Origin of the sequence: Streptomyces sp. NPDC048516 (assembly GCF_043199875.1) — a bacterium.
Lineage (GTDB): Bacteria > Actinomycetota > Actinomycetes > Streptomycetales > Streptomycetaceae > Streptomyces.
This window is the reverse complement of the sequence record NZ_JBICWS010000035.1, coordinates 1-18,066: the sequence shown is the minus strand read 5'-3', so window position 1 is coordinate 18,066 and position 18,066 is coordinate 1. Positions and strand designations below refer to the sequence as shown.

Below are 18,066 nucleotides of genomic sequence, written 5' to 3'. Positions count from 1 at the left end.
TACGGTCGGGAAGGCGAAACCTCGGCACCGGTGGGACGCGCACCCCAGAGCACACCCCGCCCATGGGATAAAATGATGGTTAAATTCAAGGGTAAATGATGCTAGCCTCGGAAATGGAGGTGGAGCATGCCCAGCGAGGAAGAGCTGTTCGCGGCGGTTGACGCATTGCTGGAGGGCGAGCCGCAGTTGCCGTCGCCGGCCGAGCGGGCCCGGCTCCGGGAAGCGGCCGGTGTCACGCAGGCCCGTCTTGCCCAGGTGCTGCGCACGACGCCGCAGACGGTGAAGAACTGGGAGCACGGCCGTAGCGAGCCGCGGCCGCCCCGGCTGCAGGCGTATCTGCGGCTGCTGGACGGCTGGGCCGCTCAGCAGCCGGCGCCCGCGCCGGAACAGCCGGTCGCGCCCGCCCCCACCCCCGCGCCTCCCGTCCCCGTACCCGAGGCGGCGCCCGCTCACGGGCCGTCGACAGCGCGGCGCCCGGCCGCGAAGCAGACCGCGGCGACGAGGTCCGCAGCGACGAGGTCCGCGGCGAGGCAGACCGGAGCGAGGCAGACCGCGGCGAGGATGCCGAACCGGGCCGAGGCCGACGACCCGCGCTTCGCGCACGGCCCGCTCGCGGTGCTGGACGGTGACGGATCGGCGTACTGCGTCGGTGGCCTGGTTCTGGACTGCCCGGCCAAGACCCTCCCCGCGCTGGTCGAATGGGCCCTGGCCGAGGCGAAGCTGGGCGCTGCCAGGCTCCACCGCCACGGCAAGGAAGCCGACCCCCTGATCGTCCTCACCGACACCGCCGCCGAACGACTCGGCCTCCCGGCCGTCCTGGAGGACCGGCGCGGGCTGCGGCTCCCGGAGGACCACAAGGTCCTGCGGCAACTGGCCAAGGCGAAGTGGAAGCTGACCAAGCGCGGGTTCGGCCCCTGGGCCCGGATCTACCGGCCCGCCGAGCACGGCAAGCGGCAGTGCGTGCAGCTCGCGATCCTGCCGTGGGGCGCCCTCGACGCCCGCTCCTGGGGAGACACCGGCCGGCTGCCGGCTGCTGACGTCGCGGCCGTCCTGGGCACGTACGCCACCCGGGTCCTCACCCCGCGCGGCTCCACGGCCGTCTGCGGCCTGGAGCTGATGAGCGCGCTGCGCCCGCCGACCCGCGCGGTCAAGGACCCGGCCACCGGCTCCTGGGTGTCCGGGCCGAACCCGGGCTCGCTGACCGGGCCGGTCGACCCCGCGCCACCCGAGGCCCCTGCCGAGCACCCCCTCGTCGCCTCCCGCTACCCCCGCCACCACGTACGCACCCCGGACCAGGTCATCGACGAGGAGGCGTACGACTGGTTCCGCCCCCTCACCGACGAGGAGTGCACCCAGGGCTACACACACGCGGTGGGCATCGACGTCAACATGGCCTTTGCCGCCGCCGCCAACCGGCTCGTCATCGGCACCGGCCCGGCAACCCACGTGAAAGACCCGGCATTCGAGCCCAAGCTGCCCGGCTCCTGGCTGGTCGACCTCTCGCACATCGAGACCGACCCCCGGCTGCCCAACCCCTTCACCCCCAAGGGGACCCGGCCGGCCGGGCCTGCCTGGTACGCGACATCGACCGTCGCCTACGCGGTGGAGCTCGGCTACGACGTGGCACCGGCCGAGGCGTACGTCCGCCACGAGCACGCCGCCTACTTCGACGCCTGGTACACCCACCTGCGCGACGCCTACATCGCCACCATGGCCGACCTCGGCGTCACCACCGGTATGCCCGACGAGGACTTCCTCGCCGCGATGGACCGTCACAAGAGCGTCGATCCGAGGCAGGCGGCCGTCCTGTCGGCCATCAAGTCGACGGTCAAGGGCGGCATCGGCAAGCTACGGGAACGCCCGCAGGGAATCGCCTACAGATTCGGCGAGCCGTGGCCGGCCCTCTCCCGCGCCACCTGGAGCCCGCACGCCAGGGCGGAGCTGATCGGCAAGGTACGCACCAACCAGCACCGCAAACTCATGGCATGGGCGAGGGCCGGGCTCTTCCCCGTGGCGATCCTGTCCGACTGCGCCGTCTACCTCTCCCACGGCCCCAGCCCGCTGGACTTCATGCCCCGCACCCCCGAGGGCAAGCCGCTGCCCGGAGGGTTCCGCCTCGGCGTCAGCCCCGGCATGGTCAAGCACGAAGGCACTCGCGACTTCCTGTGGCTCGCCCAGACCATCGAGGACGACCGGATCAACCCGGCCCGCCACATCAAGGGCGACGACGCCCCCGACACCGGAGAGTAGGGGCCGACGATGGGCATCCTCGGCGACAGTCTCGACAAGGCCGCGGCGAACACCGCCACCCGCCCGATCCCGAAATCGGCCGGCGCCCAGGTACGGTTCCTGGTCAAGCAGGAAAAGGGCTCCACCAAGGCCGTCGCACAGCTGCTGCGCATCTCCCAGCGCACGGTCGAGCGCTACCTCAAGGCACAGATCAAACGGCCCCGCAAGGACCTCGCCGCCCGCATGGAGCGCGAGGTACGCAAACGGTGGCAGCCGCGGGTGCGCGAGAAGGCGAAGAAGGACGCGGCCCGCAGGGGCGGCATCGTCATCGAGACGCGGGCCCGGTTCGGGTTCGCCGCCGCCCCCGGCACCACCGACGACGGCCGGATCCGCCTCATCACCCAACACCTCCCGCCCGCCTACGCGGCCCGTCTCTTCGAAGCCCAGGCGTCGGGCGCCACCGAGCAGCAGTTGCAGAACATCGCGGCCGAAGGCCTGCAGGAGATCTACTTCAAGGATCACGGCCGCCGCGCCGACGGCCTCCTGGTGAAGTTCACCGACATCGACTACATCGAGCTGGACTTCTGACGTCCTGCATCGCCAGACCGCTCCCTCGAACTGCTGCCGCAGCTGCTCGGGGTACGAGGCCGTACCTGCCAATCGGCGGATACGGATCGATGAACTCCCGCTATACATTGGTCAGTTGTCCCTGCGGCCACAGAAGACGATCTAGCAGAACCCGTCACCCTGCAGCGAAAAGCCCCACAGATTGATCACGACGCAATACGCGCCCAGGGGTGCATGCTCGCGAGGTGCGAGCTTCCCTGGTTGACACCCCGTCAGGTGTTTGTAGCGCAGTGTAGGTGCCGTAGTCGCATCCGATTGGCGGAGGCGGGTGCTAGACGCCCTTCAGCGCACCCCGACTCAGCCGTGCGAGTTCTCGGACGTCGGCGGTGTGCTGGGCGTCAGCCGTGGCCACGATGCCGGGGGTGGGCCAAATGCACGACGGCCGGCCCTCACGGTGAGAGTGCCGATGGCAGCGTTGGCGCCGCCACCAATCACAGCGCCGATACCGAACGGTGCCACTCGACCGAGAACGATGATTCCCTGCTTGGTCCCGTACTTCGTGACGAAGTTCCTTCCCAAGATCCTGTTGATCTGACGCAACGTCTCGACAGGCACCTTGGCGACAACCTGACGTCCCCAGTGCTGCCCCGTACGCTCGGCGACCTTGCCAATGGTGGCGGAGCCGGTCCCGCCGAGCATGATTCCCATCACGATGGTTCGGCGACGCTCGATCTCGCCGATGGGGACTCCGTGGACTTCGGCGATCGAGAGCGCGAAGAGGGCGCTCAGCTCAAGAGAGGAGAGAGCCTCGCCTGCCGACAGTGCCAGAGCGACTCCCGTGCCGACGCCGGGCGCTGCTGCAGCTCCTCCCACTGCAGCGCCCGTCCCCGTCAAGGCACTGACGTACATCCGCTCCAGATTGCGGATTACCTGCGCTGGTGTCGCCTCTGGGTTCCGCTGGCGGGCCCGGGCGATGTTCTTGCGCACCAGAGGGCTCTGGATGTCGATTGCCTTATCCAGGAGGTCGAGGACTTGCTGCCCACGGACGGCTGCTGCCGGAACCGGTCCGTCGAGGGCACCTGTTGCCATGCCATGAACTCCTTAGGTCGTCACATCCCAGCCGAGTCTCCCACTGGACCAGTCGAGCGGACCTTGCACCAGATGAAACAGGTCGCCAAGCACAAAAAGGAGGGCAGCAAGGGCGTTCGACTCGTCAACTACGTGCCGACACCTATAAGGAATGGAACACCGTCGAGCAATACTGATCAAAAAGCCGAAGGCATGGCGAGGCATCGCCACTCGCTCAACAGAACCCCGGCCAGCCACTCGCCGGCCTCCACCTTCGAGCCTCAACGATCTGGACCAAGGACCTCACCCGAACCACTCCTTGATCACGGCTCGATTCGCGCCCTGGCGGGCCCGCTGAGCGCTTTACTTGGGGAATCCAGCGCTCACTTCCTGGCAACTCGGTGCTCCGCAGGGTCATCCCAGTGGAGTTGGACTGGTCAGCGAGGGGGGGGGGAAGAACTCGCGTGAGAGCAAGTAGCCGGCAGAGTCGGATTCCCCAGATAACCCATGGGCGGGCACTCGAAATACGACGGGCAGCGTTCCTTGCGAGCGCGGTCAGGTCGGCAGTCGTCATCATGCGCACAGACCATGACGGCGTGGAAGTACGCAACTCGGAGACTCAGCACCTGAGTTTGACGGGCCTGAGCACTGCGGTCGGCGGCAAGACAGCTGCCGCCCCTCCCCCGGCCGGCGGACCGTGTCGGTGGCGACGGATCGCCACGACCGGCCGGGAGGTCACCCTGCGGGGAGAGCGGACGGCGCCTGGGGGCCAGTCACGACGCGGGGACGGGGCCCCCGGGCCGGAATCGCTCCACCCCGACGATGTGCCGCACCTTGACCGGGCGCACGATCACCGCAATTCGCTGCTCCCCCGGCATGGTCCACTCGAACCGTTCACTGCCCAGGTACTTCTGGGCCAGCCGGTCCATACGGTCGTGCGCCTCCTGGCCGTCGATGAAGCGTGCCACCTCGCCACTGATCTGCACTCGGTCGAAGGGATTGACGGCGTCCGCGTGCGAGAGATAGACGCGGGGGTCGCGGCGCAGGTTTTCCTCCTTCACCCGGCCCACCGAGGTGTTGAACATCAGCTCACCCTCCCCCTCCAGATCCACCCACATCGGGCTGACCTGCGGCGCTCCGTCGGCGAACACGGTGCCGACGTACCAGATGTTGGGGGCTTGCAGCCGTGCGCGGACGGCTTCGTCAAAGATCACAGTCATCCCGGCAGGCTACCAACCATGATCGACAAGGCGGATCGGAGGGAGCCGTGGATTCCACATCAGGCTCGCGATGCGCTCGGGTAGCCGGAGACCAGCAATCGCTTCCGGCTACCCGAGCACACACGCCACTGCCGTCGCCTCCCGCCATCCGACTCGGGTCGCGCGGGCGGGGGCCGGGCAGGCGGCCATCGGGACAGGGCAGGACGGTGAAACGGCAGGACGGCCAGACGGCGAGACGGCCAGACAGCCAGACAGCCAGACGGCCAGACGGCCAGACGGCCAGACGGCAGGACCGAACATGGTGCGCCGCAGGTGCAGGAACCTGCGGCGCACCGGGTGGCCGGTGAGAGGCGACGTCACCTCTCACCGGCCGGTTCGGGCTGATCAGCCGGGGTGGCCCCAGTGACCGTGGTGCCCACCGTGGCCGTGCTGACCCCAGCTTTCGGAGTCAACGACCCGGCGGTGATCGTTGCTCAGGACGGCGGTGCCCCTGTGGTTGTCCCAGACATAGTCACGACGGTCCTGGAAGAGGTCCCAGCGGTTGTCACGGCCGATACCCGTGTGGACACGGACCTGTGAGTGGCCGCCCAGACGGACGTTGCCGAAGCGGTAGGTGTGGCCGGCGCGGTCCGAGAGGGTCCAGCCACGCAGGTTGACCGCCCTACGGCCGTTGTTCTTCACCGTCACATACTCGGCGTTCAGGCTCCTGTTGGAGTGGTCGTCCCGCCCGGGGCTGTCGTACTGGATGGCACCGAGCACCACCGCCGAGCGGTGATGCGGAGCCGGAGCATGGCCGTGGCCGGCCGCGGCGGCCGGGAGAACGGCGGTGGCCGCCAGAGCCACGGAGCCGAGGACCGTGGCGGCAATACGCGAAGTCTTACGGAGCACGAAAACCCCCTGGATACGGCACCCACAACCAGGTGCCGGAAACCGGATACCCGGCCGGTTTGACCGGGCTCCCACACAGTGACGGCTGGTCACACCTTGAGGGAAGAAATCCGGTTTGGTGTTACAAAACACAGACATATACACAACCACACCACGCCAGGCGCACACTCCCCCGCGCTCACCAGTACAAACGCGACGTCCCGTACACGCATCCAGACGCCGCAAGGGTTACTGGCGGTGTACACCTTGCGGCTGCCGCGAGCCTGCGCCGACGATGTGCTTCAGAGGCGGGCGACATGGGCTGGAAGCGCCCCAGAAATCCGGGCCGTATGACCGCATGCCGCATGCCGCATGCCGTGTGTCGTGTGCCGTGTGCCGCATTGCGGTGCGGCAGCACTGCCGCCGGCCATATGCAGAGCACCGACATCGCCTCCGATGCCCGACCCGGCCTTACGGTGCCGAAACCCCCACGAGCCACCCGGCACAGACCGCCGCCCTGAAGACACGCGGCATCCGGCATCCGGCATCCGGCATCCGGCATCCCACGATCGCCTCATGGCTGTTGGTGTCCCAGCAGCTCAGCGCCCACAGCATCCCGTGAGATCCCCAGCCGGCCGGTGACTGTGTGCCGTCAGCATTCCGATGGACATGATCGGTGCGGCGAGACGGGAGGATCTGGTGCTGCCCGTAGCTGCCGTGCAACCGACGGACCGCCGCCGCACCCCGGGAGTCAGGCTCATCTCCTCCTCGAACCCTCGCCCCGAATTCGCCTTGAATCGCTGTGAATTCGACTCGCATTGTCGTCACGAAGGGAACCCGGCCATGTCCACCCACCTGTCCGCTCGCAGCGGCCTCGTCGCCGTTCTGGCCACGGCTGCCATCGCCGCACCCGTCGTCACCGCAGACACCGCGGCCGCCAGCGGTTCGAAGCTGACGCACGCTCAAGCCGCGAGCAGGCTGCGGGCGGCCGGCATCGCCTGGACCTCGAGCGGCCACTGCTCGAACCGCAACAACCGGCGATGCACGTCCTTCACCCGCATCAACTCCGGCACCGTCAAGGGGATCATCACCTTCAAACGGGCCGGCCGATGCGCGATCACCATCACCGGCGGCACCGAGACCGGCCATGCCTCAGGCCGGTACAGCCACTGGAACGGCTACAAGGTGGATATTTCTCCAACCGGTTGCGTCACGAACTACATCAAGCACACGTTCCGGTACGCCGGCAAGCGCGGGGACGGAGCGCCCATGTACAAGTCCTCCTCGGGCAACATCTACGCCCGCGAAAGCAGCCACTGGGACATCACCTACATGTAATCGACAGTTGCCACCACCCCCTTCCTGACCTGGCATAACGCTGGTCCAGAAGGGGGCGGCGGCATCTTTGGGACTTCTCTGGGGTTTGCGCCCGGGCGGGGTGCTGCTCGGGCCGCGTCCGGCTCTGAGGCGGCCGCAGCCCAGGCGTGCCGCCCGGGGCCCGGGCCTGGCCGGAGGCCGGCCGACAGACATCCTCGTGTCTCGGGACGCCAGCCGCGGCGAGCGATGACAAGCTGGGAAGCCCGTTGCGGAAAGGGAGTGTTCTATGGAAGCCGGCGACCTCGTATGACAGGACGCGATCAGTCTCGCCCGTCTGATATCCGAGGGCACGGTGAGCGCCGTCGAGGTGGTGACCGCCCACCTCGACCGGATCGAGGCGGTCGACGACCGGGTGAACGCTTTCGTGACCGTGCTCGGTGAGCAGGCTCTGCACGCCGCAGCGCGGCCGGCAAGCGGCCCGCTCGGCGGAGTGCCCTTCACGGTCAAGGACTCCTTCGACACGGCGGGGGTCCGCACCAGCCGGGGATCGAGGCTCTTCACCGACCGGGTACCCGGAAGCGACGCCACCCCGGTGGCCCGTCTCCGACACGCCGGCGGCATCCTGCCGGCCAAGACGAACCTGCCGGAGATGTCCTAATGGACCGAGACGGACAACCATGTTGCGGGCAGGTCCCTGAACCCCTACGACCCGCAACGCACCCCCGGTGGTTCCAGCGGAGGTGAATCGGCGGCCATCGCAAGCGGCATCTCGCCGCTCGGTATCGGGAGCGACGTCGCCATCTCCGTGCGCGGGCCCGCCGCCGACACCGGGATCGCCTTGATCAAGCCCACCCACGGCAGGGTGCCGATGACCGGCCACTTCCCTGCCGTGCCGCGCCGCTGGTGGCACGCCGGCCCCATGGCCCGCAGCGTACGCGACTTGCGCCTGGCGCTGTCCCTCATGGAAGGACCCGACGGCGCCGACCCCTACACCGTGGCGCCTCCCGCCATGGCACCCGCCACCGAGCAGCGCACCCGCATCGCGGGCCGACTGCGCATCGGCTGGACCACCGCGGCGTTCGGCACGATCGACCACGAGGTCGCCGCCACGGTCGCCGCGGCGGCCACGGCTCTGACCGATCGGCGCTGCCCGAACAGACGAACCTCAGCAGCGCCGAGCAACATCTGTTGAGGGAGTGGCTGAACCGCCTTGCCGCAGACGGTTGATCACCGAAGGTTGATCGCGAAGGTCGATCGCGAAGGTCGATCGCCGAAGGCTCGTGCCTTCCCGCCTGGTGATCCCGCCGCCCACGGTGCTCTCCTCCGGGAGCAGGCCGACGGTCCGGTCGTCCGCCTCAAGCACGATCCGCTTCAGCTTGGCGAAGATGGTCAGGTGGATCCACTCGTCGCCACGGCTGCGGGGGGGCGGGTTGCATGGCCAGATCGCTCGCGAGAGGGCACGCCCCGGTGCGGCCACACAGCGTCGACGCGCACCGGCGCACCCATACGTGGCAGAACACCGTCCAGACGCCTTCCAGTGCCTCGCTCGCTGCCATGAACGCCGCGCGACCGTCATCGACGCCTTCGCCGCCTCATCGACTTCACCGACCCCGCCGACCCAGCCGACCCAGCCGACCCGATCATCACGATTGGTTGTTGATCCGCGGAGCCCGGACCACTCACCGCTGGGACACCTGTCCCGTCCCCGACGCCGCCCACGGCTGATCACCAGGGCACGGGCGTTCCGTCCCAGGAGAAGAAGCCACCGGTGGGGCCGTCATCCGGCAGCAGGGCCAGGCCCAGGGCGCCCTGAGCGGCCTCGGTCGGGTCGCCTCCGGCAGTTGCGGCCCGGGGGTTGAGGTCGGTGGCCCGTATGCCGGGGGCGAGCGCGTTGACCTTGAATCCGTCCTCGGCCAGCGCCTGAGCGTAGAGGACGGTAAGGGCGTTGAGGGCGGCCTTGGACGAGCGGTAGGCGGCGGCGCCGCTTCCCGGGGTGAACTGGGGGTTGGGGGTGGTGCTCCAGGTCAGCGACGCGGTGCCACTCGAGATGTTGACGATGCGCGGGCGCGGGGACCGGCGCAGGGCGGGCAGGAAGGCATTGGTCACCGCCACCACCCCGAACACGTTGGTCTCGTATGTGCGCCGGTACTCCTCGATACCGGTATCGGCCGGCGGGGCGAGTGAGGGTGAGATGCCGGCGTTGTTGACCAGCACGTCCAGGCGGTCCACCTGAGCCGCGACCCGTGCGATGCCGCCGGGGTCTGTCACGTCGAGGACCAGCAGGCGGGCCCCGGCGCCGATCTCCTCGACGGCCCGCTGGCCGCGCCCCGGGTCGCGGGAGCCGACGTACACGGTGAAGCCCTCGGCGGCGAGCAGCCGGGCGATATGCTTGCCGATGCCCTTGTTGGCACCGGTGACCAGAGCTGTGTGTTCGTTCATGGCCACCACGCTTCCCTGATCGTGGATGCCCTGCCAGGGACAGCCTGTACCAGGCAGAGGGAGGACCTGTACCTACCGGGCAGGGGGAGGAGGGGACATGGCGCGGCAGGAGCTGGCCCACTACCTGCGGGACCGCCGGGCCGCCCTGCGTCCGCACGAGATCGGCCTGGCGGAGACCGGCACCGCCCGCCGCACACCGGGTCTGCGCCGTGAAGAGGTGGCGGAGCTCGCGCACATGTCAGTCGACTACTACACGCGGCTGGAGCAGGCCCGGGGGCCGCGGCCCTCGGCCCGGATCCTGGACGCGCTGGCCCGCGCACTGCGGCTCAAACCGGCCGAGCGCAGCCACCTGTTCCGCCTGGCGGGTTCGGGTGCGCCGCCCGGCATCAGCGCCGTGCGGCAGGTACGCCCGCACGTGACCCGGATGCTGGAGCGGCTGCCGGAGACCGGTGCCCTCGTCACTGACGCGGCGTACGACGTCATCGCCTGCAACCCGCTGGCCCGGGCGCTGCTCCACGCCGACCTCGGAGGCGGAACGACAAACCTGGCCCGACGCCGCTTCCTGGGTCAGGAGCGGATGCCCGAGAGCTCCAGCGCCGAGGAATTCGGGCACATCGTGGTGGCGCGGCTGCGCCGGGCCGCGGACCGCTACCCGCATGACCCGCAGCTGGCCGCCCTACTGGCCGAACTGCACGCCGGCAGTGAGGAGTTCCGGCAGATCTGGCAGGCGCGTCCAGTCCACGCACCCGGGCACCGCACCAAGACCCTGGACCACCCGGAGGCCGGTGCGCTGCGGTTGAACTGCGACGTCCTGCTCGTGCCCGAGGACGACCAGGAGGTCGTCCTGATCACGGCCGACCCCGGATCGCCTGCCGCGCGGACCCTGCGCAGGCTGGCCACGCAGACGACCTGAAACGAACGAGCCGTCTCCCGTCTCCCGTCTCCCGTCTCCCGTCTCCCGTCTCCCGTCCCCGTTCCCCGCCCCCGTCCCCGTCCCCGTCCCCGTCCCCCTGACGCCTTACCTCTCGCAGCAGGCCCCGGAACCACGTCCCGGGGCCTGCTGCGTATAGGCTCCCGCGAACGTCAGGTCAGAACGTCCAGGTGGTGTACCACGTCGCCTGACTGGTGGGATGCGCCAGGTCGGTGCTGACTCCGCTGAGGCGGCCGTCGGAGCCGCGGGAGCCGATGTAGCGGCCCCTTGCACCATCACTCCAGGCGATGACGAAATATATGGAGCTGCCGTCCACGAACCCCTGCTCGATGGTGCCCGTCGTCGAACTTCCCGTCCTGGCTGTGCCGGTGAGGTTTCCCAAGGCGTCCTGAGTCACAGAGAGCGTCGCGTTGGCCGAGTTGCTCTGGTAGATGGTCCAGAAACCCCCCCACGTTGAAGTCGGCGGCTGCCGCCCTGGCAATCGGTGCCACGGAGGGCCGGTGTGCCGTCGCTGCCTGGGCTGCAGGGGCAAGGGTGATGCCACCCAGGGCGAGCGCGAGCGCCACGGCAGCCGTGGTGAGTCTGGCACGCATGAGGATTCCTTCCCATAAAAGGGCATTTATGCGGTATGGGTGCTACTGCGAGCCATGAGCCTTGCAGTGCAGGCCGTTACCGGACAGGCGAGAACCGGTCATTGCGGCGCGGACGGCGCCGTCCTCCGACGCAACGGCTTCCAGGCCCAGTTCGGCATGGCCGACGGCACCGCGAAGAAGCCGGCGTCCGGCGGACGCTTCTCCGTACGGGTTTGGGGGGGCCTCGATGCTCAGGGGCGAGCGTCCCCATGCATCCGCGTGAACACGCCACATAGACTCCCCCTGCCGGCTCGTCCGCCGCCCCCGCCCGCAGAAAGGTGCCGCCGTGCCCGAGCAGCCCGTGACCGTGTCCGCCCCCGCCCACGGCTGCGCTCGCTCCCTCGCCTTCACCGACGACGTCGTACCCGCCGCCCCTCACCTCTGAGGGAGCCCCCCAGCCCAGGCCCGCCGCTTTCCCGCCCCACCCGCAAAAGGACAACCCCACCCGTGAAGAAGAGCGCGATAGCCGGCGGCTGCATACTCGGCCTTCTCGTGATCGCCGGCGCCTACCAGGGCAGCACCTCAACCACCGACCCGCTGACCCTCGCCGAATACGAGAAGATCAAGGCCGGCAGCAGCGAGAAGACCTTGTTCACCTACGCCAGCACCTGCCAGCGGGACAGCGAAAGGCCCGCCGAGGGCTATCCCCTCACCTGGACGTGCTACGGCGCTGACGGAAGCAGCAGCGCGGTGTTCTTCTATTCCGAGGGTGTGCTGTTCAGCAAGGCACAGACCGGGCTCACTTAGGCCCTGTTTCTCGGATCACGTTCGGAGCCAGATGGCGAGGGCTGCGAGTGTGACGGTACCGAGGTAGATGTAGGCGCGTTTCTCGTAGCGGGTGGCGACGGCGCGGAAGCCTTTGAGACGGTTGATGGTGCGTTCGACGGTGTTGCGCTTCTTGTAGCGCTCACTGTCGAAACCGGTGGGTCGCCCGCCTCTGGAACCTCGGTCCTTGCGGTGTCCGTGCTGGTCGAAACGTTCGGGGATCGTGTGCCCGATTCCGCGTCGTCGCAGGTAGCGGCGGTTCATCCGAGACGTGTAGGCCTTGTCCGCAAGGACAGGGTCGGGCCGGGTGCGAGGCCGGCCGACCCTGGCTCGCGGCACCGAGACTTGCTCCAGCACCCGCTGGGGCTGGGGCCCGTCACCGTAGTGTCCAGGCGTCAGGACGAAGGCGAGGGGTCGGCATCGTCCGTCGGCGACAAGGTGGATCTTGGTGGTGAACTCGCCGCGGGAACGTCCCGGACACTCGCCGATCTGACCACCTCCTCCAGACGGTCGGCCAGTCTCCGCAGTACCGGTCGACCCGGTTCGTCCCCCGCCCGGCCCCCCTTTGAGGAACGGCGGCCGGGGGCGTTTTCCTCGCGCCGGCGGCGTGCTGGTGGGCTCGCACGGCTGTCGAGTCCACCGACACCTCCCAGTCGATGCCGCCCCCGGCATCCTCGGCTGTCTGAATGCGGGACAGCAGCATCTGCCAGGTTCCATCGGCTGACCAGCGGCGATGTCGTTTGTAGATGAACTCATCCAGCGCGGCGGCCTGTTGGCCGGAGTGATAGAGGGCGAGAATGCGCCGGCTACGCAGCGTCTCGCGCAGCGGATGCTCGGCGACCAGGGCACGCAGCTCGCCCGTGGTCCCGCCGGCCTCGCCCGCGTCGAGGAGCAGACCGTAGAGATGCTCACGGCGGTAAGCCGCTGCTCCTCCAGCACAGTTGAAGCGGCGCCGACCACACGGCCACCGGCTCCGGCAAGCACCGACCCTCGCCACAGCACCAGCGCCTCCCGGAACTGCGCGACCGCCTGCTCCTTCTCTCTCGCCTCCAGTGACTCCCTCGCCTGGCTCAACAGTTTCTGGAAGCGCAGCAGATCGAGTTCTTCGGAGCCGACGACTGCTCGGTATCCTGACCCGTCGGTGACGATGATGCGGTGGCCGTGCGGAAAGCGGCTGCGCAGCTTGGCCACCGTCTTGCGCACCTGGTGCTCGGCGCTGTCCGGCGGTTCTTCCTGCCATGCGGCTGCCACCAGGCGGGAGATGGGCACGACGCGCCCGGCTTCCAGGAGCAGCGTCACGAGGACGCGTTGCGGCAACGCACCGTTGAGGGGCAGGAGTTCGCCGCCGATGCGGACTTCCAGACCCCAATACGGCGAACTCCGGTCGGGTACTCGCGTCGTCCTGAAGGCCCTCTGCTGTCACGGCCCGCACCCCGCCCTCCCCCGTCAGCTCTTCCTCAACACGAGTCGGCCGGACTCGGTGGGTGAGAGGCGCAGGGCGTCGATGTGTCAGGGATGGTGGTCAGCTGGCAGGGCTTGAGTTCTTGCGCTTGTTGGCGAGGAAGCGAGTCTTTTTCTCACGATTCCCGCACGTGTTCATGTCGCACCATCTGCGTGTGCGGGATCGGCTGGTGTCGAAGAACGCGGCTCGGCACGTTGGTGATGCACACAGGGCCATCCTCCCGTCCCGTTCTCCCGCGATGATGCTGACCGCGTCAGCGGCGATCACGCTCAGCGCATCCTCGACAGAAGCAGAACGCAGTCGCCACTCGCGGCTGCCCTCGGACGTCAGGATCGGCGAGGCCATACCGTGCGCGCTGCAGTCATTGATGATGTGGACGGCCAAAGGGGGAAGTGAATCCTGGTTCGCAACGGCGGTAGCAGCCGCGTGAATTGATTCCCGCAGTTCCCGAGCGCGGTCGAGCTGGTACTCGGTGCAGGAGTCGACCACGAGCCCATTGCCCGCCAACCAATCCATGAGTCGGGATGGCACGGGGATGCGCTCCAGCGCCTCGCCGTAACGCTCCGTCAGGGTCGCCGTGAAGCTAGTAGCCAGCACCCTGCCGGGCCGGAACTCAGGGAAATGCATGACAGCCATGGAACCAGCATAGATGGTTACCCCATGGGGTGCAAGTGCCCCAAGGGAGGCGCACAGCATCGCCGGAACCGCCTCAGCTGGTTGCGCCTTGCGCGCACGCCTGCTAGAACCATCTTAGATGGTTCCAGTTAATCGCTGCGGAACGCCAACTGAGACGAGGTCCACCATGTCCGAGACTGTCCTTGCCCCAGCGCGGTCCACTGTGCCCAAGAAGATTCTCTTCCCGCTCCTCTTCATTCCCGTGTTCCTCGGCGGCGTGGACTCGACGCTGTTCAACTCCAACGCCTATGACCTGCCGGTGCTGACCGATTCATGGCGCTTGTGGTTTGTTGACGGATATTCGATCTCGCTCGCCGCGAGTGTTGTCCTCGGGTCTCGTCTGGGTGCACGGATCGGCCCTGGCGTGACGTTGGCGATCGGGCTTCTCGTGTTCGCAACCGCAGGTGCCAGTCCTGCATTATTGGATTCGCCGGAGACATGGACAGCGGCTCGGTTTGCGCAGGGCTTCGGCTACGCGTTGATCATTTCCAGCGTTGCCTCGGCCGTTGGCGGCCTGCCGCACTCCGCGGAGCGCGCACTGGGCTACTCCCTGTGGATTCTTTCGTTCAGCATCGGGGCCGGCTCAGGCCCCCTGGTCGGCCGAGCGTTCGTTGATGCCGGCGCCTACGCCCTGCTGTTCTGGTTGCCGGCTGCAGTAGCCCTGTTGTGCGGATCGTTCGCGTGGCTGCTTTTGCGCGGTATCGACCTGGGACAGGCCTCGTCGACGAATATCGATGTCGTGTCCTCGGTCCTGGCCTTCCTTGGGTTCGGGCTGTTCGTGGGAGGCCTGCAAAGCCATGGCGGGATGCTGGTGCGATTCCTGGCGACTGCTGCCGGATGTGCCATCCTGGCGGTATTTTTTCTGCGTCAACGCCGCTCCCGCGACCCGCTCGTCGATGTGCGCATGCTCAGCTTCTCGCGCGTGGGTGTCTGTGCGTTTGCGTTCACCTTCGCCTCGGGGTGCTACACCGGATCAATCTTTCTCTTCAGCGTAGAGGCCGATTCGCTTGCATCCCTCCTGCCGGTTTCAGTATTGGCCTTGTGGGTATCGCTCGGAGGATTCGTTCTCAATAAATTGCACACTCGATTTTCCCCTGTGCGCGTATTTCATATCAGCTTGGCTGCGTGTGCTCTCGGCCTTGCGGCGGCTGCCTTTTCCGGCCTGTGGCTGGCCGGCTTCTTGATCGGCCTGGGGGTGGGGATCGCGTTCGCGGCCGGAGACGTGTACCTGCTGGGGAGCGTCGCATCCAAAGATGTCGCACGCGCCGCGGCTCTCCAGGAGACCAGCCTCGCGGTGGGTGCGGCTCTGGGGGTGGCCGGGTTCGGTGGTCTCTTCGACGGGACCAACTCGGTCGCAGTTACGGCCGTCATCACAGCGGCCGTCATGGCCGTCGTCGCGTGGACCTGTCGCTACAACCGCGGCGTTCTCACGGCATAACCGAACCCATCTCCACCGTTCATGATTCCTCATCAGTTCACTGATGGGGACTCTGTTCTTGTGTGCTGCTCCTCCCGCACGCGGAAGCGGGTGGTAGCGGACAGACCTCCTGGTCCAGCTCGGCCGGCCCAGGGCCGCTCTGCGTTCAGGGTGTGCGTGAGTGTCGCTGCCCTGTTCGTCCGGCGTCGTGTCGGCTCGCTCGCCTGTGGTGTGTACCGTGAACTGTGCGGTGCGGACCTTGCCGTTGTGTCGGAAGTCGAGGAACAAACGGTGCGCCCCCGCGTTGGGCGCCGTCGCCGTGAAGGAGACCTCGGGGCCGGGCTCGGTGGTGCCCGTCGCCGGGCTCGCCGTCGGGGTGGACGTGCAGGTAGGCCACGTCGCCGTCGCGCAGGCTGAGTGAAGTAGGCGAAGACGCCGTAACCGCCCGCGGGCAGTTCCACGGGCGTTGACCACGTGCCCTCGGCGTCGCGCACCGGGTGCAGGTGGCGGTGGAAGGTGAGGTCGCGTGAGGCGACGATCAGATGCAGCTCCTTGCCGTGGTCGCGCTTGAAGGCGGTCACGGGGCGGCCGTCGCTGTCCTCGACGGCGAAGCGCAGTCGCGACGCTTGCCGTCCATTGGGTGGGTCCACAGGTCGAGCGTGTAGCCGCCTTGCTCGACAGCCTCTTGACCTGCGGCAGGGGCTGAACTTCAGGGACCGGCCAATGAAACGCCAAACGGGCCCGCCGGGCAGGGGGCGGGCCCGCTTGCGCGCACCTTCAAGGCGTGTCACGAGTCGACATCGCCCGGGAGCTCGGCGTGACGCGTCAGGCCATTCAGAAGATGCTGGCTTGCTGAGGAGCTGAGGGGGTCGGGTAGCCCATCACGCCCGGAGCCAGAGCTGGATAGAAGCGACGGTGACTGGCCCACTGTCCGCCACGTGGGCACAAGAACCGGAGACGGGCAAGTGGCAGCTGGTGCGCGACCGGTGGCACACCGGGTTCGTCGACGCGCTGGGCGCCGGCGGACTGCTCGGCCAGGTCGAGGGTCGCGCCGTCGCCGAGGTCCCATGCCGTTCGTTCTGACGCCGAGCAGTCCTAGGCACTGTTTCTCGGATCTCCTGACGCGGGTGGAGTGTTGGCGTCAGGAGATCCGAGAAACAGTGCCTAGACATCGTCTTGATTGGTGTCCTACCTGCCTGAGTTCAGCAGCTTTGCTCGTTCTAGGCTCCGGTGCATGAACATCATCGTGCGCTCGGCGATCGAAGCGGACTTGTCATCACTGTTGGCTCTATATGGCGAGTTGAACCCTGATGACGCACCCCTGCCCCAGCAGTCCGCTGATGGGATCTGGGCGGGTATATGCAGGCAGCAGGGCCGCACGGTGCTGGTAGCCGAGGCCGACAGCGTTGTTGTCGGTACTGCGGATTGCTTGGTTCTCCCAAACCTCACTCGAGGCGGTCGGGCGATTCTGTTCGTGGAGAACGTCGTGGTTGCCAGCTCTGTTCAGCGCCGAGGCATCGGGCATCGGCTGATGGAGGCCGCTGTACAGCTGGGCGAAGTGGCTGACTGCTATAAGGCTCAGTTGCTGGCAGCCGACGACGAGTACGTGCACACCTTTTACGAGGCCTGCGGCTTCAAGCCCCTGGCGCAGGGCTTCCGGCGCTACCTCAACCAGGAACGGACCAGCCCCACGGTGGCCTGATGGCCAGTCATTCGTTGCACAGGCATGGGGATAGTCGACGGACTCGTACCTGATCACTTGTAGCGTCTGTTCCAACTGGTCGCCCCGAGGCGCCGGTTCGACCACAGGGCGGTGGCCGTCGGCGGGCCGACGACCGTGCCGTCTTGGCCGCGATCCTCTTCGTCGCAGCCTCAGGCTGCCCCCTGGCGGCAACTGCCGCCGGTCTTTGGTGCCTCCTGGCAGACGGTCCACCGCCGCTTCACGTACTGGTCCAAGGCTCGGGTGTGGGCAAAGCTGCACCGTGTCGTGCTCGACCGGCTCGGCGCGAACGGCGAGTTGGACTGGTCACGGTGCGCGATCGACTCGGTTAGTGTCTGTGCGGTCAAAGGGGGCCCTTAACGCTACCGACCCAGACGGCGCCGGCCGGCGAAGCTCCATGCGGACAAGGGCTACGACTTCGATCATCTGCGTAACGGGTTGCGGCGCAGGCAGATCGTCCCGCGCATCGCCCGCCGCAGCATTGAGCCGTCCTGCCACCTGGGCAGACATCGCTGGGTGATTGAACGCACTATGTCCTGGCTCAACGGCTGTCGCCGCTTGCATCGCCGCTACGAACGCACAGCCGACTACTTCCTTGCCTTCGTCGGCATAGCCTGCACCCTCATCTGCTACCGCCGAACCACCAACTGAGACGACGTCTTAGACCGTGTCCTACGTGGTGAGGCCTCGTTGACGTCGGTATGGGGCGGGGCACATGGAGTTGGATTGTTCCGGACGGACTGTGGGAGATCGCGAA

At 67.7% G+C, this 18,066-nt stretch carries 14 protein-coding genes and 7 pseudogenes; 11 read left to right on the top strand and 10 right to left on the bottom strand.

Annotation, left to right across the window (positions count from 1 at the left end; all coding sequences use genetic code 11):
• Positions 1 to 126 precede the first annotated feature (126 nt).
• Together tap and tpg are read left to right on the top strand one after the other, a co-directional pair.
• Positions 127 to 2,250, top strand: coding sequence for a telomere-associated protein Tap (gene tap / locus ACGFR7_RS35810; RefSeq protein ID WP_393327758.1), 2,124 nt, complete (start codon positions 127 to 129; stop codon positions 2,248 to 2,250).
• Between the two features lie 9 nt (positions 2,251 to 2,259).
• Positions 2,260 to 2,817 carry a telomere-protecting terminal protein Tpg gene (gene tpg, locus ACGFR7_RS35805; RefSeq protein WP_393327755.1) on the top strand — a complete coding sequence of 186 codons (558 nt, stop codon included), beginning with the start codon at positions 2,260 to 2,262 and terminating at the stop codon, positions 2,815 to 2,817.
• 336 nt (positions 2,818 to 3,153) lie between these two features.
• Here the strand turns inward: tpg and ACGFR7_RS35800 are convergent, their stop codons facing one another.
• The 3 genes from ACGFR7_RS35800 to ACGFR7_RS35790 all read right to left on the bottom strand — a co-directional run bounded on the left by ACGFR7_RS35800 (position 3,154) and on the right by ACGFR7_RS35790 (position 5,972).
• Positions 3,154 to 3,885: a hypothetical protein gene (locus ACGFR7_RS35800; protein ID WP_393327753.1), complete on the bottom strand. Its 732-nt coding sequence runs from the start codon at positions 3,883 to 3,885 to the stop codon at positions 3,154 to 3,156.
• Between the two features lie 752 nt (positions 3,886 to 4,637).
• On the bottom strand, positions 4,638 to 5,084 hold the full coding sequence (locus ACGFR7_RS35795; protein WP_393327750.1) for a TIGR03618 family F420-dependent PPOX class oxidoreductase: 447 nt from the start codon (positions 5,082 to 5,084) through the stop codon (positions 4,638 to 4,640).
• 384 nt (positions 5,085 to 5,468) lie between these two features.
• Positions 5,469 to 5,972: a lamin tail domain-containing protein gene (locus tag ACGFR7_RS35790; RefSeq protein ID WP_393327747.1), complete on the bottom strand. Its 504-nt coding sequence runs from the start codon at positions 5,970 to 5,972 to the stop codon at positions 5,469 to 5,471.
• An 822-nt stretch (positions 5,973 to 6,794) separates the two neighbouring features.
• On the opposite strand from ACGFR7_RS35790, the gene ACGFR7_RS35785 reads away from it, so the two are divergent.
• The 3 genes and pseudogenes from ACGFR7_RS35785 to ACGFR7_RS35775 form a co-directional block, all read left to right on the top strand.
• Entirely contained in the window at positions 6,795 to 7,289 is a 495-nt protein-coding gene (locus tag ACGFR7_RS35785) for a hypothetical protein (RefSeq protein ID WP_393327744.1), read from the top strand.
• A gap of 331 nt (positions 7,290 to 7,620) precedes the next feature.
• Positions 7,621 to 8,349, top strand: a pseudogene (locus ACGFR7_RS35780) (amidase); the annotation flags it as partial.
• Positions 8,350 to 8,405: 56 nt separating this feature from the next.
• Positions 8,406 to 8,495, top strand: a pseudogene (locus tag ACGFR7_RS35775) (TetR family transcriptional regulator); the annotation flags it as partial.
• Positions 8,496 to 8,993: 498 nt separating this feature from the next.
• Here the strand turns inward: ACGFR7_RS35775 and ACGFR7_RS35770 are convergent.
• Positions 8,994 to 9,707, bottom strand: coding sequence for an SDR family oxidoreductase (locus tag ACGFR7_RS35770; protein ID WP_393327741.1), 714 nt, complete (start codon positions 9,705 to 9,707; stop codon positions 8,994 to 8,996).
• 97 nt (positions 9,708 to 9,804) lie between these two features.
• On the opposite strand from ACGFR7_RS35770, the gene ACGFR7_RS35765 reads away from it, so the two are divergent.
• On the top strand, positions 9,805 to 10,620 hold the full coding sequence (locus ACGFR7_RS35765) for a helix-turn-helix transcriptional regulator (RefSeq protein ID WP_393327738.1): 816 nt from the start codon (positions 9,805 to 9,807) through the stop codon (positions 10,618 to 10,620).
• A 175-nt stretch (positions 10,621 to 10,795) separates the two neighbouring features.
• Here ACGFR7_RS35765 and ACGFR7_RS35760 read toward each other — a convergent pair whose 3' ends face one another.
• Positions 10,796 to 11,035 (bottom strand): hypothetical protein, encoded by a 240-nt coding sequence (locus ACGFR7_RS35760; protein ID WP_393327736.1) that lies wholly within the window; start codon positions 11,033 to 11,035, stop codon positions 10,796 to 10,798.
• Positions 11,036 to 11,717: 682 nt separating this feature from the next.
• On the opposite strand from ACGFR7_RS35760, the gene ACGFR7_RS35755 reads away from it, so the two are divergent.
• Positions 11,718 to 12,017, top strand: a complete 300-nt coding sequence (locus tag ACGFR7_RS35755; RefSeq protein WP_393327733.1) for a hypothetical protein — start codon at positions 11,718 to 11,720, stop codon at positions 12,015 to 12,017.
• A gap of 15 nt (positions 12,018 to 12,032) precedes the next feature.
• Here the strand turns inward: ACGFR7_RS35755 and ACGFR7_RS35750 are convergent.
• The 4 genes and pseudogenes from ACGFR7_RS35750 to ACGFR7_RS35735 all read right to left on the bottom strand — a co-directional run.
• Positions 12,033 to 12,518: pseudogene (locus ACGFR7_RS35750) on the bottom strand (IS5 family transposase); the annotation flags it as partial.
• Between the two features lie 107 nt (positions 12,519 to 12,625).
• Positions 12,626 to 12,783 (bottom strand): annotated as a pseudogene (locus ACGFR7_RS35745) (IS5/IS1182 family transposase); the annotation flags it as partial.
• Positions 12,784 to 12,825: 42 nt separating this feature from the next.
• A pseudogene (locus tag ACGFR7_RS35740) lies at positions 12,826 to 13,226 on the bottom strand (BTAD domain-containing putative transcriptional regulator); the annotation flags it as partial.
• 331 nt (positions 13,227 to 13,557) lie between these two features.
• Positions 13,558 to 14,133, bottom strand: a complete 576-nt coding sequence (locus tag ACGFR7_RS35735; protein ID WP_393327730.1) for a CGNR zinc finger domain-containing protein — start codon at positions 14,131 to 14,133, stop codon at positions 13,558 to 13,560.
• Positions 14,134 to 14,299: 166 nt separating this feature from the next.
• On the opposite strand from ACGFR7_RS35735, the gene ACGFR7_RS35730 reads away from it, so the two are divergent.
• Positions 14,300 to 15,610, top strand: coding sequence for an MFS transporter (locus ACGFR7_RS35730; RefSeq protein ID WP_393327728.1), 1,311 nt, complete (start codon positions 14,300 to 14,302; stop codon positions 15,608 to 15,610).
• A 150-nt stretch (positions 15,611 to 15,760) separates the two neighbouring features.
• On the opposite strand, the pseudogene ACGFR7_RS35725 reads toward ACGFR7_RS35730, so the two are convergent.
• Positions 15,761 to 16,292: pseudogene (locus ACGFR7_RS35725) on the bottom strand (hypothetical protein); the annotation flags it as partial.
• Positions 16,293 to 16,504: 212 nt separating this feature from the next.
• Between ACGFR7_RS35725 and ACGFR7_RS35720 the strand changes: the two are divergent.
• The 3 genes and pseudogenes from ACGFR7_RS35720 (at position 16,505) to ACGFR7_RS35710 (ending at position 17,960) form a co-directional block, all read left to right on the top strand.
• Positions 16,505 to 16,672, top strand: a complete 168-nt coding sequence (locus tag ACGFR7_RS35720) for a hypothetical protein (RefSeq protein ID WP_393327725.1) — start codon at positions 16,505 to 16,507, stop codon at positions 16,670 to 16,672.
• A 151-nt stretch (positions 16,673 to 16,823) separates the two neighbouring features.
• Entirely contained in the window at positions 16,824 to 17,291 is a 468-nt protein-coding gene (locus ACGFR7_RS35715) for a GNAT family N-acetyltransferase (RefSeq protein ID WP_393327722.1), read from the top strand.
• Positions 17,292 to 17,315: 24 nt separating this feature from the next.
• Positions 17,316 to 17,960, top strand: a pseudogene (locus ACGFR7_RS35710) (transposase).
• The last annotated feature ends 106 nt before the right edge of the window (positions 17,961 to 18,066 follow it).